Annotated in this window: 28 protein-coding genes; 18 read left to right on the top strand and 10 right to left on the bottom strand. The window is 70.1% G+C overall.

Annotation, left to right across the window (positions count from 1 at the left end; all coding sequences use genetic code 11):
- Positions 1-8 precede the first annotated feature (8 nt).
- From OG972_RS43095 to OG972_RS43080, 4 genes are read left to right on the top strand one after another with little or no spacing between them, the layout of a single operon-like run.
- The gene (locus OG972_RS43095; RefSeq protein ID WP_266991831.1) at positions 9-1565 is read left to right on the top strand and encodes an ABC transporter ATP-binding protein; all 1557 of its coding nucleotides are present in this window, start codon (positions 9-11) and stop codon (positions 1563-1565) included.
- Positions 1562-2740 carry an ABC transporter permease gene (locus tag OG972_RS43090; RefSeq protein ID WP_266991829.1) on the top strand — a complete coding sequence of 393 codons (1179 nt, stop codon included), beginning with the start codon at positions 1562-1564 and terminating at the stop codon, positions 2738-2740. Before OG972_RS43095 ends, OG972_RS43090 begins: the two co-directional genes overlap by 4 nt.
- Positions 2737-3651: an ABC transporter permease gene (locus OG972_RS43085; protein WP_266991827.1), complete on the top strand. Its 915-nt coding sequence runs from the start codon at positions 2737-2739 to the stop codon at positions 3649-3651. Before OG972_RS43090 ends, OG972_RS43085 begins: the two co-directional genes overlap by 4 nt.
- A 41-nt stretch (positions 3652-3692) precedes the next feature.
- Positions 3693-4076 (top strand): nuclear transport factor 2 family protein, encoded by a 384-nt coding sequence (locus OG972_RS43080; RefSeq protein WP_266991825.1) that lies wholly within the window; start codon positions 3693-3695, stop codon positions 4074-4076.
- Between the two features lie 100 nt (positions 4077-4176).
- Here OG972_RS43080 and fdxA (OG972_RS43075) read toward each other — a convergent pair whose 3' ends face one another.
- From fdxA (OG972_RS43075) to OG972_RS43055, 5 genes are all read right to left on the bottom strand, one after another.
- Positions 4177-4491 carry a ferredoxin gene (fdxA, locus tag OG972_RS43075; protein WP_266992974.1) on the bottom strand — a complete coding sequence of 105 codons (315 nt, stop codon included), beginning with the start codon at positions 4489-4491 and terminating at the stop codon, positions 4177-4179.
- A gap of 160 nt (positions 4492-4651) precedes the next feature.
- Positions 4652-5119: a VOC family protein gene (locus OG972_RS43070; RefSeq protein ID WP_266991823.1), complete on the bottom strand. Its 468-nt coding sequence runs from the start codon at positions 5117-5119 to the stop codon at positions 4652-4654.
- A gap of 78 nt (positions 5120-5197) precedes the next feature.
- A complete protein-coding gene (locus OG972_RS43065; protein WP_266991821.1) occupies positions 5198-6601 on the bottom strand; it encodes an amidohydrolase family protein in 1404 nt (467 codons plus the stop codon).
- Positions 6598-7719: a methyltransferase gene (locus OG972_RS43060; RefSeq protein WP_266991819.1), complete on the bottom strand. Its 1122-nt coding sequence runs from the start codon at positions 7717-7719 to the stop codon at positions 6598-6600. The genes OG972_RS43065 and OG972_RS43060 overlap by 4 nt, the downstream gene beginning before the upstream one ends.
- Positions 7716-8768, bottom strand: coding sequence for a zinc-binding dehydrogenase (locus tag OG972_RS43055; RefSeq protein ID WP_266991817.1), 1053 nt, complete (start codon positions 8766-8768; stop codon positions 7716-7718). The genes OG972_RS43060 and OG972_RS43055 overlap by 4 nt, the downstream gene beginning before the upstream one ends.
- A gap of 339 nt (positions 8769-9107) precedes the next feature.
- On the opposite strand from OG972_RS43055, the gene OG972_RS43050 reads away from it, so the two are divergent.
- The 4 genes from OG972_RS43050 to OG972_RS43035 are packed head-to-tail and all read left to right on the top strand — an operon-like array spanning position 9108 to position 12314.
- Complete coding sequence (locus OG972_RS43050) at positions 9108-9968, top strand: fumarylacetoacetate hydrolase family protein (protein ID WP_266991815.1); 861 nt, start codon at positions 9108-9110, stop codon at positions 9966-9968.
- 27 nt (positions 9969-9995) lie between these two features.
- Positions 9996-11159 carry an amidohydrolase family protein gene (locus OG972_RS43045; protein WP_266991813.1) on the top strand — a complete coding sequence of 388 codons (1164 nt, stop codon included), beginning with the start codon at positions 9996-9998 and terminating at the stop codon, positions 11157-11159.
- Positions 11160-11187: 28 nt separating this feature from the next.
- Positions 11188-11961 carry an HpcH/HpaI aldolase/citrate lyase family protein gene (locus OG972_RS43040; protein ID WP_266991812.1) on the top strand — a complete coding sequence of 258 codons (774 nt, stop codon included), beginning with the start codon at positions 11188-11190 and terminating at the stop codon, positions 11959-11961.
- Positions 11958-12314, top strand: a complete 357-nt coding sequence (locus OG972_RS43035) for a cupin domain-containing protein (protein ID WP_266991810.1) — start codon at positions 11958-11960, stop codon at positions 12312-12314. Before OG972_RS43040 ends, OG972_RS43035 begins: the two co-directional genes overlap by 4 nt.
- Before the next feature lie 77 nt (positions 12315-12391).
- Here the strand turns inward: OG972_RS43035 and OG972_RS43030 are convergent, their stop codons facing one another.
- From OG972_RS43030 to fdxA (OG972_RS43020), 3 genes are all read right to left on the bottom strand, one after another.
- Entirely contained in the window at positions 12392-13177 is a 786-nt protein-coding gene (locus tag OG972_RS43030) for an IclR family transcriptional regulator (protein WP_266991808.1), read from the bottom strand.
- Between the two features lie 150 nt (positions 13178-13327).
- A complete protein-coding gene (locus OG972_RS43025) occupies positions 13328-14326 on the bottom strand; it encodes an NAD(P)/FAD-dependent oxidoreductase (RefSeq protein ID WP_266991807.1) in 999 nt (332 codons plus the stop codon).
- Positions 14323-14637 (bottom strand): ferredoxin, encoded by a 315-nt coding sequence (fdxA, locus tag OG972_RS43020; RefSeq protein WP_266992972.1) that lies wholly within the window; start codon positions 14635-14637, stop codon positions 14323-14325. Before fdxA (OG972_RS43020) ends, OG972_RS43025 begins: the two co-directional genes overlap by 4 nt.
- A 206-nt stretch (positions 14638-14843) precedes the next feature.
- Between fdxA (OG972_RS43020) and OG972_RS43015 the strand changes: the two genes are divergently transcribed.
- From OG972_RS43015 to OG972_RS42995, 5 genes are all read left to right on the top strand, one after another.
- Positions 14844-16196: an aromatic ring-hydroxylating dioxygenase subunit alpha gene (locus OG972_RS43015; RefSeq protein ID WP_266991805.1), complete on the top strand. Its 1353-nt coding sequence runs from the start codon at positions 14844-14846 to the stop codon at positions 16194-16196.
- A complete protein-coding gene (locus OG972_RS43010) occupies positions 16193-16717 on the top strand; it encodes an aromatic-ring-hydroxylating dioxygenase subunit beta (RefSeq protein WP_266991803.1) in 525 nt (174 codons plus the stop codon). The genes OG972_RS43015 and OG972_RS43010 overlap by 4 nt, the downstream gene beginning before the upstream one ends.
- Positions 16718-16738: 21 nt before the next feature.
- Complete coding sequence (locus OG972_RS43005; RefSeq protein WP_266991801.1) at positions 16739-17950, top strand: Dabb family protein; 1212 nt, start codon at positions 16739-16741, stop codon at positions 17948-17950.
- Positions 17947-19110: a hypothetical protein gene (locus OG972_RS43000; RefSeq protein ID WP_266991799.1), complete on the top strand. Its 1164-nt coding sequence runs from the start codon at positions 17947-17949 to the stop codon at positions 19108-19110. The genes OG972_RS43005 and OG972_RS43000 overlap by 4 nt, the downstream gene beginning before the upstream one ends.
- 170 nt (positions 19111-19280) lie before the next feature.
- Positions 19281-19562 carry a hypothetical protein gene (locus OG972_RS42995; protein WP_266991797.1) on the top strand — a complete coding sequence of 94 codons (282 nt, stop codon included), beginning with the start codon at positions 19281-19283 and terminating at the stop codon, positions 19560-19562.
- Positions 19563-19790: 228 nt separating this feature from the next.
- On the opposite strand, the gene OG972_RS42990 is transcribed toward OG972_RS42995, so the two are convergent.
- Positions 19791-20864 (bottom strand): TauD/TfdA family dioxygenase, encoded by a 1074-nt coding sequence (locus OG972_RS42990; protein WP_266991795.1) that lies wholly within the window; start codon positions 20862-20864, stop codon positions 19791-19793.
- A 761-nt stretch (positions 20865-21625) separates the two neighbouring features.
- On the bottom strand, positions 21626-22612 hold the full coding sequence (locus OG972_RS42985; protein WP_266991793.1) for a LacI family DNA-binding transcriptional regulator: 987 nt from the start codon (positions 22610-22612) through the stop codon (positions 21626-21628).
- Positions 22613-22741: 129 nt separating this feature from the next.
- Between OG972_RS42985 and OG972_RS42980 the strand changes: the two genes are divergently transcribed.
- The 5 genes from OG972_RS42980 to OG972_RS42960 are packed head-to-tail and all read left to right on the top strand — an operon-like array spanning position 22742 to position 26049.
- Positions 22742-23380 carry a PfkB family carbohydrate kinase gene (locus OG972_RS42980; RefSeq protein WP_266991792.1) on the top strand — a complete coding sequence of 213 codons (639 nt, stop codon included), beginning with the start codon at positions 22742-22744 and terminating at the stop codon, positions 23378-23380.
- On the top strand, positions 23293-23652 hold the full coding sequence (locus OG972_RS42975; RefSeq protein WP_266992970.1) for a PfkB family carbohydrate kinase: 360 nt from the start codon (positions 23293-23295) through the stop codon (positions 23650-23652). The genes OG972_RS42980 and OG972_RS42975 overlap by 88 nt, the downstream gene beginning before the upstream one ends.
- Before the next feature lie 40 nt (positions 23653-23692).
- Positions 23693-25039, top strand: a complete 1347-nt coding sequence (locus tag OG972_RS42970) for an NtaA/DmoA family FMN-dependent monooxygenase (protein WP_266991790.1) — start codon at positions 23693-23695, stop codon at positions 25037-25039.
- Positions 25040-25073: 34 nt separating this feature from the next.
- Positions 25074-25598 (top strand): flavin reductase family protein, encoded by a 525-nt coding sequence (locus OG972_RS42965; protein ID WP_266991788.1) that lies wholly within the window; start codon positions 25074-25076, stop codon positions 25596-25598.
- A complete protein-coding gene (locus OG972_RS42960; RefSeq protein ID WP_266991786.1) occupies positions 25591-26049 on the top strand; it encodes a riboflavin kinase in 459 nt (152 codons plus the stop codon). Before OG972_RS42965 ends, OG972_RS42960 begins: the two co-directional genes overlap by 8 nt.
- Positions 26050-26079 lie beyond the last annotated feature (30 nt).

Genomic DNA, 26079 nt, shown 5'->3' with positions numbered 1-26079 from the left:
GATCAGCGATGACACCGACGACCTCAGCGGTTCCGATCCTCGAACTGCGCGGCATCACCAAATCCTACGGATCTGTCACGGCTTGCGACGCCGTGGACCTCAGAGTCGAGGCCGGCGAGATCCACGGACTCCTGGGTGAGAACGGGGCAGGCAAGTCCAGCCTCATGAAGGTCCTGCTCGGGCTGGTCCGGCGCGACACCGGCACCGTCCTGGTGCGCGGCGAGGAGGTCGCGCTGGACAGCCCGCAGGAAGCGGCCGAACTGGGCATCGGCATGGTGCACCAGCACTTCAGCCTCATCAACGGCCTGACCGTGTGGGAGAACGTGGCGCTGGGCGACACCGGCAAGGTGAACAAGCAGGCCGTCTGCGACGGCATCGCCGAGGTCTCCGCGCGATACGGGCTGCCCGTCGACCCCGAGGCGCGCGTCGACGCGCTCTCGGCCGGCGAGCGGCAGCGGGTCGAGGTGGTCAAGTGCCTGCGGCGCGACCCGCAGATCCTGATTCTGGACGAGCCGACCTCGGTGCTGACCCAGGCCGAATCGCAGGAACTGTTCGCCGTGCTCGACCGCGTGGTGGCGAACGAGGGCCGCGCCGTCATCCTCATCAGCCACAAACTCGCCGAGATCGCCCAGGCCACGGACCGGGTGACGGTCCTGCGCAAGGGCCGTGTCGCCTTCCGGGCGGTCACGTCCGACACCACTCCACAACTGCTCGCCCGGCAGATGGTGGGCCGTGAGGTGTCGCTGGGCGAGGAGGGCGCGGCCCTCGGCCTGTTGCCGGTGCAGCAGACGCGCGCCGGCCACGACGGGGCGCACGACCGGCAGCAGGCCGTGCTGCGCCTCGCCGGACTCACCGTCGTACAGGGCGGGGTCGAGGTTCTCGGCTCCGTCGATCTGACCGTGGGCGCGGGTGAGATCGTGGGCCTCTACGGCGTGGAGGGCAACGGCCAGTCCATCCTCGGCGATGTCCTCGCCGGGCTGGTCGCGCCGACCGAAGGCACCATCGAGGTCGCCGGGAACCGCGTCGACGTCACCCGGCCCGGCGCGTTGTCCAAGGCCGGTCTCGGCATCGTGCCGGAGGACCGGCACCACAGCGGCGTCGTCCTTGACATGAGCGTCGCCGAGAACCTGACGATGAAGTCGTTGGACGAGGTCAGCGGCCGGTTCCTGCTGCGGCGGCGCGCGACGCTCGCCCGGGCCCGCCGTCTCGCGGACGAGTTCAACATCGTCACGCCGTCGCTGGACGCGCCGGTGCGCAGCCTCTCCGGCGGCAACCAGCAGCGGGTCGTCCTCGCCCGGGAACTGTCCGGCGACACCAGGGTCCTGGTGGCCGCGCAGCCCACCCACGGGCTTGACGTCGGTGCCATCGAGGACATGTACGCCCGGCTGCGCAGAGCGGCCGACGAAGGCGTCGGAGTGCTGCTCATCTCCACCGAACTCGAGGAAGTCATGGCCCTTGCATCCTGGATCGCGGTGATCTCCTCGGGGCGGATCAGCGGAGCGCTCCCCGTCTCCGAGGCGACCCCCGAACGCCTCGGCATGCTGGTGGGCGGTGAGGCAGCATGAGAGCCGCCCCGACGATGGCGCCGGACGATCTCGGCCGGCGCGTCCTCGCCCATCTCCGACCGGGCCGCGACGGCTGGCTGACCACGAGTCTCACCATCGTGCTCGTCGCCGTCGCCCTGGGCGTGTCCGCGCTCCTGCTCACCCTGACCGGTGCCTCGCCGAGTGCCTCGCTGTCCGCCATCTGGACCGGAAGTCTGGCCAACACCACCGGCTGGACGACGACGCTGCTCAACGCCGCGCCGCTGCTGCTGGTGGCGGTCGGCGCGGCCATCTGTGCCTCCGCCGGCACCTTCAACATCGGACAGGAAGGACAGGTGCTCATCGGCGGTCTGTTCGGCGCCTGGGTCGGGCTGCGGCTGGCCCTGCCCGGCCCGATGCTGGTGGTCGTGGTGATGGCCGCCGCGGCGGTCGGCGGTGGCCTCTGGGCCGCGCTCAGCGCGCTGATGTACCGCTTCCGCGGTGTCAACGTCGTGGTGAGCACCTTGCTGATGACATTCCTCGCCATCCAGCTCGTCACCTTCGCGGTCAGCACCCCGTGGCTCCAGGAGAGCGCCCAGGGCTCCTCGGGCATCGCCGACGCGCAGTCCAACCCCCTGCCGGCCGACGCCCTGCTCGGCGGCCTCGGGCAGTACCCCTCGATGCAGTTGAACGCGGGACTGTTCCTCGCGCTCGTCGCCGCGGTCGGTGTCGCGCTGGTGCTGAGCCGCAGCCGGTGGGGCTTCCGGGTACGCATGGTGGGACTGAATCCGCTGACGGCCAAGCACACCGGAGTCCGGGTGGCGGCGCTCGGCGGCTTCACCCTGGCACTGTCGGGCGCCTTCGCGGGGCTGGCGGGAGGGTTGCTGCTGGCCAGCCCTGTCAGCCCCAACCGGCTGCAGGCCGGGCTCTCGGACAACGTCGGCTGGGACGGCCTGCTCGTCGCGCTCGTCGCACGCAACCGGCCCCTGATCGCGATACCGGTGTCGTTCGGGTTCGCTGTGCTGCGGGCGGGCGGGGACTTCCTCTCGGCCACCGGGGTGCCGTACTACCTCGTCGACATCGTCAAGGCGCTGCTCGTCCTCGCGTTCGTCGCACCGCCCCTCCTCGTCGGCCTCCTCCGCGGACGGCGCGGTGCCACACCGCCGACGCCGTTCCCCCTGCCCGCTGTCCCGACCAAGATGAAGGCGGCCGTGTGAGCGTTCTGGACAACACCACGACCATTCTGGCGAGCGGTGTCCGGCTGACCGTGCCGCTGGCGTTCGCCGCCTGCGGTGAGTACCTGGCCCAGCGCGCCGGAGCGATGAACATCTCCGTCGAGGCGATGATGCTCGGCGCCGCGTTCACCTCCATCGCCACCGCGAGTGCGACCGGCAGCGCCACCACCGGTCTCGCGGTCGGCGTGGTGACCGGCCTCGTCATCGGCTTCGTGCACGGCAACCTCTCCCACCGTGCCCAGATCAACACCTTCGTCGTCGGCCTCGTGCTGAACGCGCTGGTGCTCGGGCTCACCAGCTACCTGATCACCACCCAGCAGTTCGCCTCGCACCAGGTGGGGGTGCTGTCGATCCCCCTGCTGAAGGACATCCCGCTCATCGGCCAGGCGCTGTTCTCCGGACGCTGGCCCGCCTACCTGCTGATCCTGCTGGTGCCGCTCACCTGGTGGCTGGTGGACCGCAGCCGCTGGGGCCTGGAGCTGCGGGCGGTGGGGGAGAACCCGCAGGCCGCCGATGTCACGGGTATCAAGGTCGGTGTGCGGCGCCGGCAGGCCCTGCTGTGGTGCGGCGCACTCGCCGGTCTCGGGGGCGCGTACCTCGCGGTCGGCGAGGTCGGATCGTTCAACCAGAACATGACCGCCGGACGCGGGTACATCGTCATCGCCGCGGTGATCTTCGGGGCGTGGCGGCTCGGCCGTACCCTGCTCGGCTGCCTGGTGTTCGGCCTCTCCGACGCGATGCGCCTGGCGCTCCCCGCGCTCGGTGTCACCCTCAACGCCCAGCTCCTCGTCGCGGCCCCGTATCTGCTCGCGCTTCTCGCCATGCTGCTGTTCGCCACCCAGCACCGAGAACCCGCCGCACTCGGCCGGCCCTTCCAGCGCGGTTCGACCTGACGGCGCGTGGACGCCGTGCGGGCGAAACGGGGAGGCCGACTGTGAACGACACCCGCGCCACGGTCGAGGCGTACCTGGCCGCGCTGAACGCGCACGACGCCGACGCCGTGGCGGCCTGTGTGGCCGAGGACTTCGTCAACGAACACACCTCGTCGATGGGCCGGAGCCGCAAGGGCCGCGCAGAGTACCGCGCGGCCCTGACCGGGTTCCTGGAGAACTTCGCAGACCTGCGCTATGTGCCCGAGAGACTCCTCGTCGACGGCGAGTCGGCTGCGGTGCCGTACGTCATGACGTTCCGGATGCGCTCGGCCGGCGACCGCCCCGTGCGCGTCCGCGGGGTCTTCGTGTTCACCGTCGCGGGCGGTCTCATCACGCGCCGCACGGACTACTGGGACAGCGGCGAGGTGCGGCGCCAACTGGCGTGACACCCCTCGGGAAGACACCGGCGAGGGCAGGCGCACACACCGCGACCCCGGCCCGCAACTGCTGCGGCCGGGGTCCGAGATGTCCGTGGTCGCGTGGCGGTCACGCTCCCACGTGGGGGTGGTCGTGGCCGACGCGGCCTGTTTTGCGGGCTCCGCCGGGGGAGCCGAGGGGTGGGGTGCCGAGGGTGAAGAACTCGGCGTTGACCTGCTCGAAGTGCTTGTTGTGCGCGGGCAGGTCTTCGTGGTGGAAGATGGAGATCTGCGGGCAGACGGGTTCGCAGCGCCCGCACTCGACGCATTCGTCGGGCTGGATGTAGAGCATCCGGTCGCCCTCGTAGATGCAGTCTGCCGGGCACTCTTCCATGCAGGACTTGTCCATGACGTCGACGCAGGCGTCGGTGATGACGTACGGCACGCGCTTGTCGCCCTTCACACGATCGTGCGGAACAGGATGATGGCAGCGCCGGCACCGCAGGCTCTCGGCCGACCCGATCGCCGACGCCACCGCCGATGACCAGCGGGGCGGCCGAGGAGCGTGCGGTCGGTTCCCGGCTCGGCCCCAGAACTGCTGATGCTCAGCCCCACAGCTCCTGGATGGTCGAGAACACCTTCTGGTTGTGCGAGAACTCGATGGTGTTGCCGTCGGGGTCGTTCACGGCGCAGATGTACCCGATGTGGGCGGCCATGTCCACCGGCTCCCACCGCAGGTTGCCCGTCTCGCGCGCTTTCGCCGCGACCTCGTCCACGTCCTCGCGGTGGGGCAGTTCGATACCGATGTGCGCGAACGGCGCCAGCGTCGGCACCTTCTTGCCCGGCTCGATGCCGAAGCGCGCCCCGACCTCGGGAAAGAACTCGGCGAGGACAAGGACGAACGCCGAGTCGACCTGGCCCTTGTTCGACAGCCAGGCGCTGCGCCCGTTGTCGTCGTCGTTCTTGGTGACCAGCACCAACGGGGTGATGCGCTCGTAGAACTCGATCGATTGGTCCAGGTCGCTGACCGGGATGGCGACATGGGTCCAGCGGGGTTCGGTCAGTTCTGCCATGGTTCTGCTCTCCTCATTCGTTCGTGTCGTTCGTGTCGTTCGTTTCGTTCGGCGCGACCGCGACGCGCAGCCGTGCGGTCAGACGGTGGGCCACTTGGCCCGGTCGGGCAGGCCGGAGCGGGCCACGATGCCCTCACCGGCGGTCTGGGCGCGGCGCAGGAGGTCGTCCTCGTCGATCGTCGTGCAGCGGTAGTTGTCGACGACGCGCCGCCCGTCGACGAACACGGTGTGCACACCCCGCCCGTCGGCCGACCACACGAGCTGGTTGGCGACGTTGTGCAGTGGCCGCCACTCCGGCCGGTTGGTGTCGTGCAGCACCAGGTCGGCCTTCTTGCCCGTCTCGATCGAGCCGATCTCGTGCTCGGCCTGGAGTCCGCGGGCGCCGTTGCGGGTGGCCATCGCGAACGCGTCCTCGGCCGGGAAGATCGTGGCGTCACGCCGGGCGTCCTTGAACAGACCGGCGACGAGGTAGGTCGCGCGCATCAGGTCGTGGTAGTTCGAGGCGTTGTTGCCGTCGGTGCCGATCGCTACATTGACACCGGCTTCCACCATCTCGGGGAACTTGCCGATCTGGGTCACGCCGTACGACACCTTCAGCGCCGTGGTCGGGCAGTGCGACACGCTCGTCCCGGTGCGGGCGAGCAGCGCGACCTCGTCGTCGTCGACGTGAACGGCGTGGGTCAGGATCACGTTGTTGCCCAGCACGCCGAGCTTGTCGAGGTGCACCATCGGCCGTTGTCCGTACGACGCGAGGAACCCCTCGGGGTCCATCGCCGCCGGCGACATGTGGAAGCTGAACCCGGTGCCGTACTCGATCGACAGGGCCTTCGCCGCCCGCCACAGTTCGTCGCTGCAGCAGGTGTGGCCGATGACGATGGGCCATGCCTGGATACGGCCGTCGGCCACTGAGGCGTACCGGTCCATCGAGTCTTCGAGGCGCGTGATCGCCTGTGCGGTCGACATGCGCAGCACCTCCGGCGTGGGGACCAGATCCCACGCCCACGGTCCGACGCGGGCGCGAATGCCGATCTCGCTGAGGGCCTCGACGACCGGGTCGATGAACCGGATCGTGCCGGCCTCCAGGAACGCGGTGGTGCCGCTCTTGAGCATCTCCAGCGCCGCGAGCTGGGCGGAGATGTGCTCGTCCTCCTCGGTGTAGTACGTGTGGATCGGTGTGAGCCACTCGAAGACGTTCTCCAGGAACGGGGTGTCGTCCGGGACGAAACCGCGCGTGAGCGGTTCGCCGGTGATGTGCACATGCGTATTGATCAGCCCCGGGGTGACGACGAACCGTTCACCGGCGATGACGGTGTCGCTGTGCCACTGGGCGGTCACGTCGGCGGTCTTGCCGACGGCCACGATCAGGTCGCCCCGGATGGCGACCGCTCCGTCGCTGATCACGCGGCGGGAGTCGTCCATGGTCACGACGTGGGTGTTGACGATCAGGGTGTCGGCGGGTGCCGTGGTGTTCGGGGAATTCACGAGGTGGCCTCCGGGGTGCGGGAGCGGATGAGGCGGACGTGCTGGCGCGGCACCGGCTCGAACGAGTCGACCAGCTCGGCGTCGGCCGCTTCGGCCCACGCGCGCAGGTCCGCGACCGTGACACCGAGCCCCGCTGTCGAGGCCAGCATCGTCAGGGACAGCAGCAGTTCGTGGCGCGCGGCGACACAGACGGCGCCGCGGTCCTCGCCGACACCGTCGTCACCGTGGTCCTCGCCACCGCTGTCGTCGTGTCGGGTGCGGGCCGGATCGGGACGCGTGTAGTCGACGACCACGACCACCCCGTCCGCACCGGCCAGTTCGACCGCGCGGGCGAGCAACCGCCGGGCACGCTCGGCCGGTTCGGCGCGCAGCACATGTGCCAGGACGACGACATCGGCGGCGGCGACCGGGAGATCGGCCTCCAGATAGTCGCCGGCGACGGTGATCACATGATCACGCAGGCCGACCTCCCTGGCCGCCTGCTCGGCGATCGGCAGCACGTTCGGCCGGTCGACCGCGATCACCGTGCCGCTGGGCCGGGTGCGCAGCAGTGCGGTCAGCCACGCCCCCGAGCCGCAGCCGAGGTCCACGACCGTCGGTTGCCTCGGCCACCACCCGCGGCGCTCCAACTCGGCGGCGACAGCGCTCGCCACGCGGGCCTGGGTCGGGCCGGTGGCGCGCACGAGCGCCGGGTACAGCGCGGTCAGGTGGGCTGTCACGGCGGGCTCGGGTGCGCCGGTGCGGATGGTTTCGGCCAGGCCCGGCCAGGCTCCCGGCGGCCCGGGGGAGTGCCGTACGAGTGCGGCCATGGAGGCAGGCGCGGACGACACCAGGTAGTGCTCGGCCACGGGCGTGAGCCGGAAGCGACTCCCGACGGCGGCGAGCAGGTCGAGTGCGACGAGCGTCTCGGCCAGCACGGTTACCGGGGCGTCCTCGGCCGCACCGATCGAGGCCGCCAACTGCTTGGCGTCCAGGCCCTTCCCGGAATCGGCGTGCTCCGCCAGGGCGTCGAACAGGCCGAGGTCGAGCGCGGCCGAGAGCGCCCAGTAGGACGTGAAACCATTGATCACGTCCCATACCGGAGCCGGTCCGGCCGGGGTGGCGCTCGTCGTGTTCATGGGCGCAGCACGATCTTGCCGGTGGCCCGCCGCGACTCCATCCGCTGCTGTGCCGCCGCGGCCTCCGTCAGCGGGAACTCGCTGTCGACCGGGGTACGGAACGTCGAGGCCCAGTAGGCGTCGAGCATCGCGGCGAACTCGCGGCGGTCGTAGGGGTCCGAGCCGAGCAGTCGCAGCCCGAAGTGGTAGGCGTAGACCAGGTCGAACTCGGCCCGGTTGCCCGTGGTGTTGCCGAGGAACACCAGTCGCCCGCGCGGCGCGAGGCTGTAGATGCCGGTGTTCCACGTGGCCGGGCCGACGTGATCGAGTACGAGGTCGGCGCCCCGCCCGCCGGTGAACTCGCGCACGGCCGCCACGACGTCTCCGGTCGTCGAGTTGACCACGACGTCGGCACCCAGGCCGCGTGCGTAGTCGGTCTTCGCGTCCGAGCTGACCGTGGTGACCACGCGGGCACCGCCGGCCTTGGCCAACTGGATCAACGCGGTGCTGACACCGCTGCCCGCCGCGTGGATCAGCACCGTCTCGCCGAGGCGGACCTTGCCGATCTCGATGAGCGCGTGCCAGGCCGTCATCCAGATCGTCGGCACGACGGCCGCGTCGACCAGATCGACCTCGTCCGGCACGTGGTGCACATTGGCCGCCGGGACGAGAACGTACTCGGCGTAGCCGCCGGCCAGGGTGGCGCCGATGACACCCGCGCTCGGGCATCCGCCGTCCTTTCCGGCGGCGCAGTTCTCGCAACGATTGCACGGCACGGCCGGGTTCACCACGACGCGCGTGCCCTCGGCGAGCGTGGCCGCCTTGCCCGCCCGCCCGTTGCCCGCCGGGCCGACCGCCGCCACGGTGCCCGCGATGTCCATGCCGCTCACGTGCGGCAGTTTGAAGCCGGGGATCAGCCCGGGCCCGCGTCGTTGCAGGACATCGAGGTGGTTGAGGCCGCAGGCCGCGACGCGTACGAGCACCTCGTCCGGTCCCGGTTCGGGCACCGGGGCCTCGGCGACCTGGAGCACCTCAGGTCCGCCGTGTGTCTGATGGAGTACAACCTTCATGGGAGAGACCTCCGCTGGCTGTGTGACTTCTGTCGCCGGCCAGCTCGTTGCACGCCTGGTCGGCATGCAACGGTCTCCGCGGAGCGCCGAAAACGCTCCCCCTGGCCGATTTGTTGCCCATCGACCAAGTGGGCCGGAACGCTATGGCGCCCGTCGAGGGTTGTCAATGCTCCTCACCAAGTCGCCGTGAACCCGGCGAGCCCGGTACCGGCGTCCGTCCAGGTCGGCGCACCTCCGGCACCTCGTCCAACGCTGTCCGGACAGGAGTCCTCGCATGCCTTCAGTCCGCACTTGCGTATCGCTTGACATGATGCCATCTCGCATTGAAAGATGCCTGTCATGCAGGTAGTGACGACGCAGGCCGGCCTGGGCCGGATCGAGGACGGGGCTGCCGCCCTGCTGGACACTGCATTTCCGCACGTCAGGGCGGTCCTTCAGCAGGAGGGCTCGCTGCGCTGTCTGGCCTCCTGCCCGGTGCGTCGGCGCATCCCGCTCGAAGAGGTCACCCTTACGGCACTGTTGGGCCGCCCCCGCGCGGTGTGGGGCGTCGGACTCAACTACGTGTCCAAGGCGGCCCGGACCGGCCGGGGACTGCCCGAGCAGCCGATCCTGTACCTGGCCGCCTCGTCAGGCGTGTCGGCACCCGGCGCTCAGGTGGTGATCCCGCGGGCCGCGACCGAACCCGACTACGAGGGGGAGATCGCGGTCGTCGTGGGGCGCCGGCTGTACCAGGCGAGCGAGTCGGAGGTATGGCGCGCGGTCGCCGGAATCACCGCCGCAAACGACATGACGGCCCGTGATGTCATGCGCACCACAGGCATCCCCGCCCTCGCCAAGAGCTACCCGGGGTTCACACCGCTCGGCCCCTCGCTGCGCACTCCCGACGATCTCGCGGACCGCGACGCCATCGGCGTACGGACCTGGGTCAACGGCGAGCTTCTGCAGGACGACACGAGCGCCGGGATGATCTTCCCGATCCCCGATCTGCTCAGCAGGCTGTCGTGGTTCGCCGCGCTCGAACCCGGCGATGTCGTCCTCACCGGAACCCCGGCCGGCACCGGCCAGGACCGTGCGTGCTTCCTCGCCGACGGCGACGAGGTACGAGTCGAGGTGGACGGTGTGCTGCCCCTCCTCACCCGCATCGTGCGTCCCTCGGACGCCTCACCGCGCGACCACCGGCCGATCGAACAGGTCGGCTGACCGCCCCTCACCCTGGAGCAGAAACCGATGTCCCACTCCTCTGCGCCGTCCTACGACCTCGTCCTGACCGGCGGCACCGTCATAGACCCGGCATCGGCCACGAACGCCCGGCTCGACGTGGCGGTCACCGGTGACCGTATCGCCGCGATCGGCGAGGGGCTGGCGGCCGACGCGGCCCGCGCCATCGACGTCACCGGCTCCACCGTGCTACCGGGCCTCGTCGAGGGCCACACCCATATCTTCCAGCACGTCTCCGCCGTCGGCGCCCCCGCCGAGGAAGCCCATCTGCGCCGCGGCGTGGTCGCGGCGGCGGATGCCGGCACGGCCGGCGCCTCGACCTTCGCGGCCTTTCGCAAGCTGGTGGTCGAGCCCAACCCGCTGCGCATCGTCAACTTCCTCAACGTCTCCGTGCTCGGCCTGATCGACTTCAGATTCGGTGAGCTGCTGAACCCCGACACCCTGGTCCCCGAGGACGCGCTCGCGACCGCCGAGGCCCACCCCGACATCGTGCGCGGCTTCAAGATCCGTCTCTCCGAGGACGTCGTCGGCGAGAACTGGGAGTCGCTGCTGAAGAAGTCCGTGGCGCTGGCCGAACAGGCCGGTCTGCCGCTGATGCTGCACATCGGCGAGACCGCGGAGCCGCTGCCCGTCGTCCTGGACCACCTGCGCCCCGGCGACATCGTGGCGCACTGCTACACCGGCAAGCCGCACGGAATCCTCGACGGTGACCATGTGCAGCCCGCCGTCACCGCGGCCCGTGAGCGCGGCGTGCTGTTCGACTCCGCCCACGGCAGGAGCAACCTCAGCTTCGAGGTGGCGCGCCGGGCGATCGCCGACGGATTCCTGCCCGATGTGCTCAGCTCCGACACCAGTGCGCGCAACTGGCGCGGCCCGGTGTTCGACCTGCTCACCAGCATCTCCAAGCTGGTTGCGCTCGGCGCGCCGCTGGAGGAGTGCGTCCGGCGGGCCACCGTCGAGCCCGCGCGACTGCTCGGGCTCGACACCGAGGGCTACGGGCGCCTGGAGGTCGGCGGGCGGGCCGATGTCACCGTCGTCACCGAGACCGACGAAGTCACTCTGCCCGACGCCGCGGGCAACACGATTCTCGCGCCGCGCCTGGAGCCGACCGTGGTGCTGCACGGTGGCGCCGAGGTCGACATCGTGCCGTGGCGAGGTCTGCGGTCGGCCTGACCAACTGGCACGCCCAGGGGAGGTTCTCATGACCACCGGTTCCGCCCATCCGCTGCGGCGCCGACTGCGAGCGGCCCTCACGGCGGGGAAACCCGCCGTCGGCACCTTCGTCAAGCTGGCGTCGCCCGACGTGGTGGAACTGGCCGCGACGGCCGGGTTCGCGTTCATCGTCGTCGACCTCGAACACTCCACCCTCAGCGAGCGGAACGCCGTCGACCTGGTGCGCCACGCGGACGCCTGCGGACTGGCGGCCCTGGTCCGGGTGCCCGAGGTGGACGCCGCCGCCGTCAACCGGCTCCTGGAGGCCGGGGCGGCCGGGATCCAGTTGTCCATGCTCACCCGCGTCACCCAGGCGCAGGCACTCGTGGCGGCCACTCGGTTCGCTCCGGCCGGCCGCCGCTCCGTGAGCCTTGCCAACCGGGCCGCCCGGTTCGGTGCGGCCCCGCTGGGCGGGTTTCTCCGCGCCGAGCAGGACGACCCGCCGGTGCTCGTGGGCCAGATCGAGACCGCGCGGACCGACCCTCTGCCGGAGCTGGTCGCCGCTCTCGACGTGTGTTTCGTCGGCAGCACCGACCTCGCGGTCGACCTGGGTCTGCCGACGGACCCGGCGGTGCTGCGCGCCGCGGTGAACCGGGTGAACGGCGCCGCCCGTTCCGCGGGGGTGGCGTTCGGAGGGTGGGCGCCGACCCGGGCCGCCGCGGCGGACCTGGGCCTCGATGACGCCGGCTACCTCGTGGTCGGTTCGGACCTGCAGATGCTGGCGGCCGGCCTACGGGCGACCGCCGGAGAGGAAGCTCGATGAGCACACGCAACGCAGCGCTGGTCAACACCGTCGTCAGCTGGGACGAGCTGCCGGCGACCCAGGTGCGGGCCGGGGTACGTCGCCGCGTCTACGCGACGGACGAAGTGATGATCTGCCACCACGAGCTGCAGGTCGGTATGGAACTCAACCCGCACCGGCACGAGGACTTCGACCAACTGGTCCATATCGCCGAGGGGCGCGCGAACTACTACGTGGACGGTGTCGCGCACGACATGCGGGCCGGCTCGTTCCTGCTCGTTCCCCGAGGCAGCGAGCACTACGTGGAGCCGACCGAGGCCCCTTGCGTGAACATCGACTTCTTCGTCCCGCCGCGAGCCGACCTGCTGCCCTGAGCGCCGGACGGCCCGCCACGGACCATGGCTGAAGGCCCACCGCGGACCGCGGTGGGCCTTCAGCCGTCGTAGGACGGTCAGCCGCTGTCAGGGGTGCCCAGCCGCTGCGACAACGCGCGGGCGGTCTCCAGCAGTGCCTGGGCCATCGGCGACGTGACATCGTCGGGCACGGTCGCCGTGGTGCCGACGATCGCGAGCGTCCCGCTGATCTTGTCCCCCTCGAAGATCGGCGCCGCGACGGTGCGGACTCCGTTGACCGTGGGGGAGTTGACTGACAGCCCGTGCTGCCGGATGGCCTCCAGCTCCTCGTTGAGTTCGGGCGAGTTGCGGACGGAACGCGGCAGGGTCGGCACCTGCTCCGGGGGCAGCAGCGCGAGGAAGACGCGCCCCTGTGCCGAGGACGTGAGGTTCAGGCGCGAACCGACCCGGACACTGATGCGCACCATGTGGTCGGTGTTGTCCACCGAGCGCACCACGGTCGCCGACTCACCGTCCCAGACCGACAGTACGATCGTCTCGTCGATACGCCGGACCAGATCCTTCATGTACGGCTCGGCGGCGGCCACGATCGGCAGACCGGCCCGCGCCGCCGAGGCGAGCGTGAGTACCTGGGGACCGAGTGAGTACAGCGAGGTGCGCTCGTCGTACCGGAGTAGATTCGCCGCCCGCAGCGCCTTCGTGTAGCGGTGCGCGGTCGCCTTGCTCGCCCCGAGACGCGCGGTGATCTCGTTGAGGCTCATGTGCGGCTTGCCGACCGTGAACGATCCGAGGATCAGGGCCGCACGCTGCACCGTCTGGATCGTCGGGGCGGTCCTGTCCGGGCCGTCCTGTTCGCCGGTGCCGCGCTGCGCCTTTGTGGGCATGAACGTATCGCTCCCAATCGCACTTGGCTTGCCATAAGACACTAAATGAAACGCCGTATTGAATAGAGTAGTGGTAAGGGGGAGTGTAACGGCGGGGGCGCGAGAGCCCCTGCGCCGCGGCGTGCCCGGGCGGTGGTCCGGTGCGCGGACTCACGCGTCGGAGGAGTGCCCGGGCGTGATCGAACGGGCCGGGTCCAGCAGGGCGGCGACGTGGTTGACGGCGAGAGCCGCCTCGCCGAAACCGATCGAGATGAGGGTGACCTTGCCGTCGTGGTCGGCGATGTCACCGGCCGCGTACACCCGCTCCCGGCTCGACCGCATGGTGCGGTCGACGAGGATGCGCCGACGGCGTAGTTCCAGTCCCCACCGCTCGATAGGGCCGAGGTCGGCGATGAAGCCGAGCGCGGCCACCACGGTCTGGGCGGGCAGAGTGATCCGGTCGCCGTCGGAGGTGGCGACCACGACCTCCGACACCGCGCCGTCGCCGTGGATCTTCTCGACCTCGTAGGGAGTGAGGACCCGCACCGAGGAGGCGTGAACCTGCTCGACAGTACGTTCATGGGCCCGGAACCGGGCACGCCGGTGCACCAGCGTCACCGACGCGGCGATGGGTTCCAGGGACAGCGCCCAGTCGAGGGCGGAGTCACCGCCGCCGACCACCACGACGTCCTGTCCCCCGAGTTCGTCCAGACGCGGTACGAAGTACCGCAGCCCCCGGTCCAGGTACTCGGAGCCCACCGGGAGTTCGCGGGGGATGAAGTTGCCGATCCCGCCGCACACGAGCACCGCACCCGCGGTGATCCGCGTACCGGTGTCGGTGGCGGCGACGATGCCCTCGGCGGTGTCGTCCAGCTCGGTGACCCCGTGTCCGAGCAGATAGGTGGGGTTCCACTGGTCGGCCTGTTCGGCCAGCCGGTCCACCAGCTCCTGGCCGCGGACGGCGGGGAAGCCGGCCACGTCGTAGATGAGCTTCTCGGGATAGAGCGCGGCGATCTGTCCGCCCACCTCGGGCAGCGCGTCGGCGACCGCCACGCTCATGCCGCGGAAACCGGCGTAGTACGCGCCGTACAGCCCGGTCGGACCGGCGCCCACGATGAGCAGGTCGACGGACACCTCGGCGGCGGCGTCCGTGGCCGCGTGGCCGCTCACGCCGCCACCTCGGGGTGGTCGTGGCCGACGCGGCCTGTTTTGCGGGCTCCGCCGGGGGAGCCGAGGGGTGGGGTGCCGAGGGTGAAGAACTCGGCGTTGACCTGCTCGAAGTGCTTGTTGTGCGCGGGCAGGTCTTCGTGGTGGTAGATGGAGATCTGCGGGCAGACGGGTTCGCAGCGCCCGCACTCGACGCATTCGTCGGGCTGGATGTAGAGCATCCGGTCGCCCTCGTAGATGCAGTCTGCCGGGCACTCTTCCATGCAGGACTTGTCCATGACGTCGACGCAGGCGTCGGTGATGACGTACGGCACGCGCTTGTCGCCCTTCACACGATCGTGCAGAATGCGAGACGGTGTATCTCAATGCGAAATTGGATGATGGCGGCGTCAGGTCGGGGTGTCAACCGTGTGACGGATGCTTGACACCGTCGAGTTCACCGAGGGAGGCTAATGCGACATACGAGACGGCGTCTCACGGAATGCCGCTCGGGTCGGGACTTGTGAGAGGCAAAATCCCCATGGGAAGCAATCCCCGGACCGCACCAGCAACGATGATCGTCGAAGACTGGGACCAGCTCACCTTCCGGGTCAACCGAGAGGCGTACCGGAGCCCGGAACTGTTCGCCAGGGAACGCGGCTGGGTGTGGATGCACACCTGGCTCTACCTCGGGCACGAGACCGAGATCCCCAACCCCAACGACTTCAAGGTCCGCACTCTGGGCGGTCGACCGCTGATCTTCTGCCGGGACACAGCCGGCGAGGTGCACGCGTTCCTTAACTCCTGCCCGCACCGCGGCACCGTGCTGTGCCGCGAGAACGAGGGCTCGACCAGGCTCTTCCAGTGCTTCTACCACGCCTGGACGTTCCGCAACAACGGTGAGGTCGCCGCCATCCCGGACGCCGGCGCGTACGAGTCGAGCGACGAGTTCCGGGCCTCCATGGGACTGCGCGGCGTGCCGCGCCTGGAGATCCACGAGGGGTTCGTCTTCGTCTCCTTCGACCCCGACGTCCCGCCGCTGCTCGAACACCTCGGCGACGCCGCCGACTACCTGACGATGATCGACCAGCAGCACGTCGGCGGTATGACCACACTGCCCGGCACGCAGCTCTACAGCGTGCGCGGCAACTGGAAGCTCGCCGTCGAGAACGCGATGGACGGGTACCACTTCGCACCGACCCACAACACGTTCGTGGGCTACCTGCGGGAGAGCGGCTATGCCGTCACCGACGACAACCAGTACGCGTACAACCTCGGCAACGGTCACGGTCTGCTGGTCCTGACCGGGCACGGCGGGCGGATCAGCATGATCTGGGAACCGCGCTTCGGCGAGGCCGAGCGGGTCCGCACCGACGCCCACCGGGCCGAGATGACCCAGCGGCTGGGGGAGAAACGGGCGCACCACGTGGCCGACGAGAGCCACATCCTGTTCGTGTTCCCGAACCTGCTGCTGTTCGACATCGAGGGCCTGTCGATCCGCCAACTGGAGCCGGTGGCCCCCGACCAGACCGATGTGCGCGCCTGGCAACTGGTCCCTCGCGCCGAGGACCCGGAGACGCGCGCCCTGCGCATGAAGACGGTCGTCAGCTTCGTCGGCCCGGGCGGCCTCGCCACACCGGACGACATCGAGGCGTACGAGGCGGTCCAGCGCGGCATCCAGGCCACGGCGGGCACCGGGATCCCCGAGCTGGACTTCAGTGACATGTCGCGCGGCATGGCCGACGAGGTCAAGGGAGCGCAGGGCCGGTCGGTCGACGAAGGCGCGATGCGCGGCTTCTGGCGGCACTGGAACGACGCCATAGGGTTCGACGACGGCATCGAGATCCACGGCGAGCGTCCGGCTTCCTTCCTGATGGGGAGGGACGTGCGATGACGACGATCGGCAACCGCAGCTCCGTGTGGTGTGCGGGACGCACCGTCACCCGGCAGGACGTGGAGGACTTCCTCTACACCGAGGCCGACATCCTCGACCGCTGGGACTACGACGGCTGGCTCGCCCTCTTCGAGCCCGGCGCCCGCTTCGAAATCCCGACCACCGACTACCGGCCCGGCTGGTCGCCGCACGAGAACGGATCATTCGTCGACGATGACTGGGACCTGCTCCTCGCCCGGGTCAAGCGCCTGAAGTCCCGCAAGGCGCATGCCGAGAACCCGCACTCACGCACCCACCGGCTGGTGTCCAACGTGCGGCTCTCCGACGGCACCGAGGACTCCTTCAAGGTGGCCGCCTCCTTCGTGGTGCACCGCGCCCGCGACGGGCACTTCGACGCCTACGTCGGGTGGTACGACCACCTCCTGGTGCCCACCGAGGACGGGCTCCGCTTCCGGTTGCGGCGCTCCGTCCTCGGTCACGAGTCGCTCGCGGCGGGCGCCCGACTCAGCTTCATCCTCTGACCGGCGACGGACGGTGACCCGATGATCAGACACACCTTGTCCTTCCGTTTCGCCGAGGGGACCGACCGGACGACGCGCGAGTCCGTGCTGGGCGAACTGCGCACCTTCCCGGACCGGTACCCGGCCATGCGCGGCTTCGTCCTCGGCGAGAACATCAGCACCCGCGACCAGACCTTCACCCACACCATGGCCGTCGACTTCGACAGCCAGGACGACCTGCTCGCCTATCTCGGCAGCGAGTCGCACGAACACTTCGTGCGCACTCGCTGGCGGCCGGTCATCGCCCAGCAGGCCATCACCTCGTTCGAGTTCGCCGAGCGGGCGCCGCTCACGGCAGGAAGGAGACCGCCGGTGAGCACCCGCCCGCACGGCCCGTACGGCATGGAGTACGCCCGGATCGAGGTTCCGGACATGCAGGCCACCATCGACTTCCTCGAATACCACGTCGGTCTGCAACTGGAGCAGCGCACGGACGACCACGCCTACCTGCGCGCCGACATCGAGCACCACGCGATCGAGTTGATCCACGCGCCCGAACGCGCCGACGGATGGACGACCGCCGTCGGCTACAGCGTGGAGAGCGAGGAGGTCCTGGAGCAACTGCACAAGGCCGTTCTCGACGCCGGCCTTGAGGTCCTGGAACTGCAGGAGCGGCAGAAGGCGCTGTGCGACAACGGCTTCGCGGTGAAGGACCCCAACGGCCTGGTCGTCGAGCTGTTCACCGAGTTCCAGGAGTACGCCGAGCCACCCCACATCGAGATCCGGCCGCTCGACCTGGTGCACCCCTTCATCGCCACCCCGAAGTTCGAGGAGACGCTGGACTTCTACCAGAACGTCCTGAAGTTCCTGCCCTCGGACCACATCGTCGGCTCGACCACGTTCTACCGCTGCGAGGACCGCTACCACCACAGCCTCGCGGTGCAGAAGAACACGGAGCACTATGTCGCGCACCTGTGCTTCGCGATGAAGAGCCTCGACCATGTCATGCGGATGCGTGCCCGCGCGCTGTACAAGGGTGCCCCGATCGCCTCCGACATCGTCAACCACTCGGCATCGACGTCGATCGCGTTCTACATGCACGACACCCGCTTCGGCCCGCGATACGAGCTGTGCGACCGGCATCGGGTGTTCACACCGGAGGAGCACGAGACTCACCGGCCCCGCAGAATGCCGGCCGACCCGCGCAACATCGACGTGTGGCGTCCGGCCTCCGACGACTGGGGACGCTTTTGAGACAGCAGTTGGTGGATGTCCTGCGGCTGCTCGACACGACCCCCGCGCCACGAGGTCAGGAACGGACGGCGACCCATCGGTTGCGCAGTTGGTGCGCGGCCCGGTGGCCGCACATCGAGTGGCAGGTGCAGGAGTACGGTCGCGAGGGCGGCAGTCTGGTCGCCACACATGGGGCCGGCCCACTGCTGTACTCCCACCTCGACACGTCGCTGAACCACGACGGCGCGGGCATCCGGCTCATCACCGGCGACGCCGCGCCGGTCGGTCCGCTCGGCGTGGCCGGCGACGTGGTGACCGGCTTCGGGCTCGGGGTCGCCCGCGGGCCGGTGGCCGCCGCGCTGGTCGCCTTCGCCGAAGCGGGTGCCGGACGGCTGCTGCTCGCCGGCTCCGGGACACACCGCCGCGCCAGTGGGATCACCGGCCTGGAGGCATATATCGACGCGTACCCGCTGCCGCGGTCCGCGATCGTGGCCAAGTGCGGCCCTCCCACGCTGTTGTGGCACGAGCCCGGGGCGCTCTACCTGACCGTCCGGGTCACCGGCCGCTCCGGGGCCGCGATGGCGGCGGAGTCGGCCACGCCGCCCGGGGGAGTTGTCGCCTCGGCCGGCGTCATCCTGGACGAGCTGGCCCGCTGGCGCACGGCGTACCTGGCCGCCGACCCGCGGCTCGGGCAGACCGGCCGGGCCTGTGGCATCGGTGCGATCGACAGCGGCTGGCCGGACAAGCCGGACCTCCTGCCGGCGCAGATGCGGATCGGTCTGTACGTCGTAGCCGGTGACCAGGTGGAGCCGAAGGTGCTGGCGGCCGAGCTGGCCGACTGGTTGCGGATGCGGTGCGCGGAGTCGGTGCTGCGGAACTGCGCGGTCGATGTGGAGGCCGAGCCGGTGGCGTCGGCTGCGGCCACGCCGACCGACGCCCCGGTGGTGACGGCAGCCTGGGCGGCCTGGCTCGACGAGTTCGGCTCGCCGCCGCCGACCGTCAGCGGCTGGACGGGATCGACCGACGGCGTCGTGCTGCGCGCCTGCGGCGTCGAGACCGTGCGCCTCGGCCCGCAGGCGAAGCCGGCCGCCGATGATCCGCGTTGCGATGAACTGTCGCTGGCGCAGCTGACCGCCTATGCGCGCATCTATCGGCGGCTGTTGACAGAGCTGCCGGCGTAGCCCGGAGATTCTGGCGCGGGCGGCGGTTGCCGACGAACCGTGCGGGGAGCTCGTCGACAGCGCGGGCCACCCGCCACACCGGGAAGTCGACGGGACCCGGCGCACGGAGACGATGGGCACGCCGGGAGGTTCCCGCGGGAACGGCGCCGGTCGCTGACGCCCAGGGAGGTGTGGGCCTGTCCGAAGGGGAAGACCTCGCCAACCGGGCGATCTCGAACAAGGCGGTGACCGGTATCCGCCGAGCCACGGGGCTTGTGCACGGTACCCGTCGGGTGATCGTCACCATGACCCGCACCGCCAAGGACGGCACCCCGCAGAGTGTGCCGGAGCGCGACCTGCCGCCCCGGACCGTCGTCACCGCGATCACGCCCGTCCTAGGGCTGGTTGTCTCCACGATGCCCGTGCTCGGGAGGCACTGCACGCTGAGCCCGCCCGGGCCAGACCGACCGTGAGCCGACGGCACGGACTGACGTGCTCTCCGCTGCCGGGCGACACTACGCCCCCACCCTCGGCGCTCGTCGCGGAGAGAGTGCCCGAAGGGCGGCGCCGGAGCCGGCTCCGGCGCGTGGGTGTCACGGCCGAGTTCATATGGTTCGAGGACTTTGCCTCAGTGCCTGACCGACTGGCAGTCCGTCTTACCGGCGACGAGCATGACCGACCGTCACCGAGAGGGCACGACGTCACACTCCCCAGTCGTCGTTCACGGTGACGGCGTCGGCGATGCGGAATCGGCCACCGGCCAGCGGTGGTCCGGTGTGCTCACCCATTTCCACGACGTGCTTGCCGAACCTGGGCGTCAGCGGGCGGCCGACATCACGCTTGAGCCACAGACGCAGCAGGTGCCGGCGGCGTTCCGGGTGCGGGTGGTCGACGTAGCCGGTACGCGAGTGCAACGCGGCGTAGTTGAGCAGCCACTGCACATCCCCGGGCTGGAAGTCCATGTCGATCGGCAGGCCGTGGTGCTGGGAGATCTCGTCGAAGAGGTTGATGGCCTCGACCTGGTCGGGCGTCAGCTTCGGTACGTCGGGGTACTGCTGGGCGCTGAAGACCATCGAGCTGCCCGCGTAGGTGCTGAAAACGCCGTCGACGTAGCTGATGATCGGCGAGGTGTATGTCAACTCCGGGGAGTCGGGGTCCTGGCGCCGCCAATCCCAGTGATAGGAGTCGAAGAGCCGCGGGGCGAGGTCCGGTCGGCGGAGCAGCAACTCGTTGTAGATCGTGGTGCCGCTGACCAGGCTGGAGGCTCCGCCCTCCTTGGCACCTCGCAGACACATGAGGGCGACGACGTCGGAGCTGTCCGAGTGGAACGGCAGTCGGTCCCGCACACGGGAGGGCAGGGCGCCCTCGTCGGACAACGTCTTGTCCGACGTGGCGATCACGTGGTCGAGCAGGTCGCCGCGCTGGTTCTGCCCGATCGGCCGACCGAGGTGCAGGCCCATGACGAAGAAGATGGCCGCGGCCATGACGTCGCCGTATTCCTTGGTGCGCAGGCCGCGCACCAGGACGAAGCCCCGGCCGGTGTCCATCTGGCGGGCGCACTCGTCGTTCAGGGCACGACAGGCGTCGAACGGGTAGTCGGCGGCGGTGACGGTGCGCAGGTCTGGGTCGTCGGCGACGAAGCGTCGGCCCAGGTCTTCCAGCTCGGCGCGCTCGGCGTCGCTGAGGACGTAGATCCACTCCGTGGACTTGGACAGCTCGTCGCCGCGCCAGGCGGACGGCCCGGAGATCGGCTCACGGCCGACAATGGAGGTCATGCTGATGCACTCCTCGAAGATGTGATGACAGGCCCGTCGGCGAAGACACGACGGACGACGTTTCGGTGTGCGGTGGCTGCTCATCGCGCGGCGACGAACGGCACTCAGAGAACTCAGAAGACTCAGAACGGAGTCTGTGGCTGGCCGGCAGCCGTTCCGGGGCGCAGTCCCTCCCGGGGCCGGGAGTAGCTGAGCTGTTGGTCGAAGGTCCGGCGGCCAACGCACGACACGAGCAAGGCGCCCATGAGAGCGACTGGCCTCATGCTGGTCCCGTCCTTTCGAGAAGTGTCCCCACGGTAGGGGGAGGCCCGAGCGCTCGTCAATATACGAGACGCCATCTTGCAAAGCGGCATGCTGAGTGGACGGTGACATCCCCGCCGTACGCGGCTCGGCGGCCGGGCGCTGCGGCAGAACGTCGGCGCGCACATGGGGCCGGGCCGACCGCAGGTGCCCGCGCGGCAGGTGGCCGAGTGCGACGAGACGGCCGGGGTCGGGTGGAGGGGGCGATCTGCCGAGGCGAAAGAGCCCGGGCGGCGTCGACGGCACCAAGCCGCGGCCATTCCAAGTGAACGGACCACCGGCCAGTCACGCACTTACACCATGTGACGACCCATCAGCTTGCGACCCTCAGAAAAGGACGGGCTTCTGACCAGCGAGGTGGGCGAGCCGCAAGGGGAGCGCCGGCCCGCAGCCGGGTCAACGAACTGCCGGTAGCGTCCGAGTGGTCAACTCACTTCCCGTTCCAGCGATATGTCGGCCCGTCAGGTCTCTTCGGTCGAGGCGCGGACGATGAGCTCAGGAGGGAACCGCTCGACCCGCTCGGTCCGTTCCCGGCTGGGCGCCTGAAGGAGCGTCAGTGCGCGCTGCGCCATGGCTGACAGCGGGTGGCGGATGGACGTGATGGGCGGGTCGAGGAGCTTGATCATCTCGGTGTCATCGAACCCGGTGACGGCAATCTGCCGGGGTACGGCGACCGACGAGCGGTGCAGCGTGCTCACGAGCCCCACGGCAAGGACGTCGGCTCCGCAGACGACCGCGTCGACCCGGTCGCGCTGCTCGATGATGCGACGCCCCGCCGTCCGTCCGGCGTCCGTGGTGAAACTGGGCAGGAGGATGGTGGTGGCTTCAGGCCCTTGAGCCTCGACGAAGGCCGCCAGCCGTTCGGCACCCGAGGAGGACGCCTGATCGGCGACGAGCGCGATCCGTCGCCTCCCTATGCCCTCCAGGTGATCGAGGAGGAGCCGCACCGCGGACGCGTTGTCGAGCGTGACGGCGACCGTGCCGGATCCCTTGGCCCACCGGTCGAAGAGGACCACCGGACCCCGTCTGGAGGCATCGCGGATAGCGGGTCCGGACGCGTTGACGGACACCGGGATGACGAGCAGACCGTCCACCCGGCCGGCGAGCAGGGTGTCGATCTGCTCGGCCTCGACCGCGGTGTCGTTCGCCGCGTCGGAGATGACGAGCGTTCCGCCGGCGGCACGCACCTGTTGCGCGATGGCATCGGCGAGTTGGACGAAGTAGGGGTTGGCGAGCGTGGGGACCACCACGCCGATGGTCCCGGTGGCGCCGGTCCGCAGCGCCCGGGCGGAGTGGTTGGGCTGGTAGCCGAGCCTGTGCGCGGCCTCTTCGACGCGGCGCGCGAGCTCGGGATCGACGTTGCGCGGCGTGCCGGCGAGGACCCGTGATGCCGTCGCGCGGGAGACCCCGGCGGCCTCGGCCACGTCGATGAGTCGGGGCGCTGTCACGTGGGTGTCCCTCTCGGTCGGGGGGAGCGGGTGCGCCGGAGCAGCGGGAAAATCCGGCAGGACGAGGCTACTTGACGGCGCGGGTGAGCTGGTCCAGCATATCGGAAATCGATCTCCCAAGGAGTCCGCATGTCGCTCATCACCGTCGTTGGTTCGGTGAATCGCGACTTCGTCCTGACCGTCAAGAACCTGCCGCACCCCGGCGAGACCGTGCTCGCGTGGCACTTCGTGGAGGGGGTCGGCGGCAAGGGCGCGAACCAGGACGTCGCCGCCGCCCGCCTCGGATCACGGGTGCGTCTCGTCGCCCGGGGCGGCGCGGACGCGTCCGTCGACGCGCTCGCGTCCGAAGGCGTGGACGTCGGTGCCGTGCGGTCAAACGGGCTGGCCGCGACCGGAATCGCCACGGTGGTCGTCGACGACGCCGGCGAGAACACCATCGTCGTCAACCCCGGCGCCGGCGCCGACCTCAGCGTCCAGGACCTGCCGGCCCGACTCGTCCGGTCACCGGGAGAGGACGTCCTGGTCCAGCACGAGATCCCAGCCGACGTGGTCGAGCGGGCGGTCCTGCGCGCCCATGAGCAGGGAGGGGTCGTTGTCCTGACCCCCGCCCCCGCCCGATCGACGCGCAGGTACTGGTCGCCGTCGACGTCCTCGTCCCCAACTTCGGCGAACTCGCCTCGATTCACGGCGCCGACCGGCCCGCCACCGTCGACGAGGCCCGAGCCCTGTTGGAGCGCGCCGCGCTCCCGTGCCGGGCCGTCGTGGTGACGCTCGGGGCGGACGGCGCTTCCTGCAAGGAGGAGCACGCCACGCACACCGTCCACGTCCCCGCGCCGTCGGCGGACGCCGTCGACACCGTGGGTGCCGGCGACACCTTCTGCGGTGCCCTGGCGGATGCGCTCGGACGCGGCACCGCCCTCCCTGCCGCGGTCGAGCGCGCCGTGCTCGCGGCCTCGCACGCTGCCACCGGCCTCGGTGCCCAGACCACCATGCCGTACGCGGCCCAACTCGACCCACCCGCGGTCATTTCCGCTTCCTGAACCCCTGAGGGTTACCCACCAGCACTACGGAGAACCACACATGAGGAACCTCAAGATCGGCGTGTTCGAGAACGCGCAGACCAATGCGAGCGGCACGGCCACCTGGCGTCACCCCGACAGCCGGCGGCACCTCTTCGACACCCTGGAGTACTGGCGCGAACTTGCCGCGATCTGCGAGGACGCCAAGCTGGACTTCCTGTTCCTCGCCGACGCCTGGGGCTGGTCCGAGATCAACGGCACGCGCCCGCCCATCGCCACGGAGGAGACCCTCGACCTCCCGAGGCTCGACCCGATGGTCGTGGCGTCCGCGCTGCTGTCCACCACCACCGACCTGGGCCTCGTCGTGACGGGCTCCGTCCTCGTGGAGCCCCCGTACGCTTTCGCGCGCCGCATCGCCACGCTCGACCAGCTCTCCGGCGGCCGGATCGGCTGGAACATCGTGACGACCGGCACGGCCGACACCGCGGTCAAGGCGTTCGGCATGGAGATGGTGGCCCATGACGACCGCTACCGGATGGCCGAGGACTTCCTCGACCTCGTCTACAAGTACTGGGAGGGTGCCTGGGAGCCGGACGCGCTGGAGAAGGACAAGGACGGAAGGTTCGCCGACCCCGCCAAGGTGCACCTCGTCACCCACAAGGGCCCGTTCTTCCGCTCGGAGGGGTATGGCAACACCGCGCGTTCCCCGCAGGGCACGCCCGTTCTGTTCCAGGCGGGGGCGTCGCCCGCCGGCCGCCGGGTCGGGGGCCGGCACGGCGAGTGCATGTTCGTGGGCAGCGGCTCGGTCGAGCAGCTCGCCGGGCACACCGCCTCCATCCGCGAGGAGGCGGTCAAGGCGGGCCGTCGAGCCGACGAGGTGAAGGTGATGTCGGCGTTCTCCTGTGTCGTCGGTGCCACGACGTCCGATGCGGAGCGGCGCTACCAGCGGATCCTTGACGCCCAGCGGCCCGAGGCGTCCGTCGCCAGCTACGCCATGTTTACCGGGCTCGATCTCTCGTCCTACGCGCCCGAGACGCCCATGACGGATCTGTCCACCGAGCTGTCCCAGACCCAGGTGGCCCGCTTCGCCGGCAAGACGGTCGGCGACGTCCTCACCGACTGGCACAAGCACGGCGTCGGAGCGCGGCCGGTCGTCGGCACGGCCGAGGAGATCGCCGACGAAATCTGCGCCCTCGCGGAAGGCGCCGACCTCGACGGTTTCTTGCTGTCCCCCATGATCCAGCCGAGCTCGACGACGGACTTCATCGAGTCGGTCCTGCCGATCCTGCGGGCACGTGGGGTCTTCCGCGGAGAGTACGCGCAGGGCGAGAGCCTGCGCGAACGACTCACCGGAGCGTCCGACCGCGCGCTGCCGGCCAGCCACCCCGCGGCCCGCCACCGGCACTGAGCACAGAACCCGCGACGAGAGGATGTCGAAGACCATGGCCACGTCTGCCCACAACCCGTCCGGGGCGTCCGCACCGGCGGAGCTGCACGCGGCAACGCTGCGACGCGCCTTCGGTGCCTACCCGACCGGAGTCGTCGCGATCGGCGCGCTGCTCGGGAACGAGCCGGTTGGGTTCGCGGCGAGCTCGTTCGTCTCGATCTCGCTCCAACCGCCCATGGCCGCGGTCAGCGTGGCCCGCACCTCGACCACCTGGCCGCGCCTCACGGGGGCACCCGTCCTGGGGCTGAGCGTGCTCAGCCATGGTCAGGGCGCGCTGTGCCGACGTCTGGCGTCCAGGGAGGTCAACCGTTTCGACGGCGTCGCGTGGCAGGCGACGCCTGATGGCGCCGTCGTGATCGAGGACGCCGCGCTCTGGCTGACGGCCCGGGTGAGCGCGACCTACGACGGCGGCGATCACGAGATCGTGCTCATGGAGTTGCTGACGGTCGAGCTCTTCACCGGCGTGGAGCCGCTCGTCTTCCACACCAGCCAGTTCCGCGAGCTCATCCCCCATGGGTGACCCCCTGACGGTCTCCGCGCACCTCGCGGGCGCGGTGGTGCACGGTGCCGGTCGGGGCCGCGGGCTCGGGTTCCCCACCGCGAACGTCGCGGCCGACCCGGGCTCGCTGGTGCCACCACCCGCGATCTACAGCGGCTGGGTGGTACGCCACTCGACCGGCGTCGTCCACCACGGCACGATCAGCATCGGATCGAACCCGACCTTCTGCGACACCACGGATGTGCACGTCGAGGTGTACTGCCATGACACCTCGGACCAGTTCTACGGTGAGCGCGTCGGACTGTGGTTCGTGGCACGGATCCGAGACACGGTGAAGTTCGCATCCCCCGAGGACTTGGTGCGCGCCGCCCGGCAGGATGTCCTGCGGTCCGAGGAACTCCTCGCCTCGGACCACGCGCTGCGCGTCCTCGACGATGCGCTCGCCACATACCGAAGGACCGCCTCCTCCTGAGGCACCCCTGCGCACGGACTCGGCGCGCGG

The organism is Streptomyces sp. NBC_01669, assembly GCF_026339735.1.
GTDB lineage: Bacteria > Actinomycetota > Actinomycetes > Streptomycetales > Streptomycetaceae > Streptomyces > Streptomyces yanii.
This window is presented reverse-complemented; position numbering and strand designations above follow the sequence as displayed.

Coding starts and splice junctions, on each gene's coding strand:
- OG972_RS43095 (WP_266991831.1), top strand. CDS start 9: ATGACACCGACGACCTCAGCGGTTCCGATCCTCGAACTGCGCGGCATC.
- OG972_RS43090 (WP_266991829.1), top strand. CDS start 1,562: ATGAGAGCCGCCCCGACGATGGCGCCGGACGATCTCGGCCGGCGCGTC.
- OG972_RS43070 (WP_266991823.1), bottom strand. CDS start 5,119: ATGGCAGAACTGACCGAACCCCGCTGGACCCATGTCGCCATCCCGGTC.
- OG972_RS43060 (WP_266991819.1), bottom strand. CDS start 7,719: ATGAACACGACGAGCGCCACCCCGGCCGGACCGGCTCCGGTATGGGAC.
- OG972_RS43055 (WP_266991817.1), bottom strand. CDS start 8,768: ATGAAGGTTGTACTCCATCAGACACACGGCGGACCTGAGGTGCTCCAG.
- OG972_RS43050 (WP_266991815.1), top strand. CDS start 9,108: ATGCAGGTAGTGACGACGCAGGCCGGCCTGGGCCGGATCGAGGACGGG.
- OG972_RS43045 (WP_266991813.1), top strand. CDS start 9,996: ATGTCCCACTCCTCTGCGCCGTCCTACGACCTCGTCCTGACCGGCGGC.
- OG972_RS43040 (WP_266991812.1), top strand. CDS start 11,188: ATGACCACCGGTTCCGCCCATCCGCTGCGGCGCCGACTGCGAGCGGCC.
- OG972_RS43035 (WP_266991810.1), top strand. CDS start 11,958: ATGAGCACACGCAACGCAGCGCTGGTCAACACCGTCGTCAGCTGGGAC.
- OG972_RS43030 (WP_266991808.1), bottom strand. CDS start 13,177: ATGCCCACAAAGGCGCAGCGCGGCACCGGCGAACAGGACGGCCCGGAC.
- OG972_RS43015 (WP_266991805.1), top strand. CDS start 14,844: ATGGGAAGCAATCCCCGGACCGCACCAGCAACGATGATCGTCGAAGAC.
- OG972_RS43010 (WP_266991803.1), top strand. CDS start 16,193: ATGACGACGATCGGCAACCGCAGCTCCGTGTGGTGTGCGGGACGCACC.
- OG972_RS43005 (WP_266991801.1), top strand. CDS start 16,739: ATGATCAGACACACCTTGTCCTTCCGTTTCGCCGAGGGGACCGACCGG.
- OG972_RS42990 (WP_266991795.1), bottom strand. CDS start 20,864: ATGACCTCCATTGTCGGCCGTGAGCCGATCTCCGGGCCGTCCGCCTGG.
- OG972_RS42980 (WP_266991792.1), top strand. CDS start 22,742: ATGTCGCTCATCACCGTCGTTGGTTCGGTGAATCGCGACTTCGTCCTG.
- OG972_RS42970 (WP_266991790.1), top strand. CDS start 23,693: ATGAGGAACCTCAAGATCGGCGTGTTCGAGAACGCGCAGACCAATGCG.
- OG972_RS42965 (WP_266991788.1), top strand. CDS start 25,074: ATGGCCACGTCTGCCCACAACCCGTCCGGGGCGTCCGCACCGGCGGAG.
- OG972_RS42960 (WP_266991786.1), top strand. CDS start 25,591: ATGGGTGACCCCCTGACGGTCTCCGCGCACCTCGCGGGCGCGGTGGTG.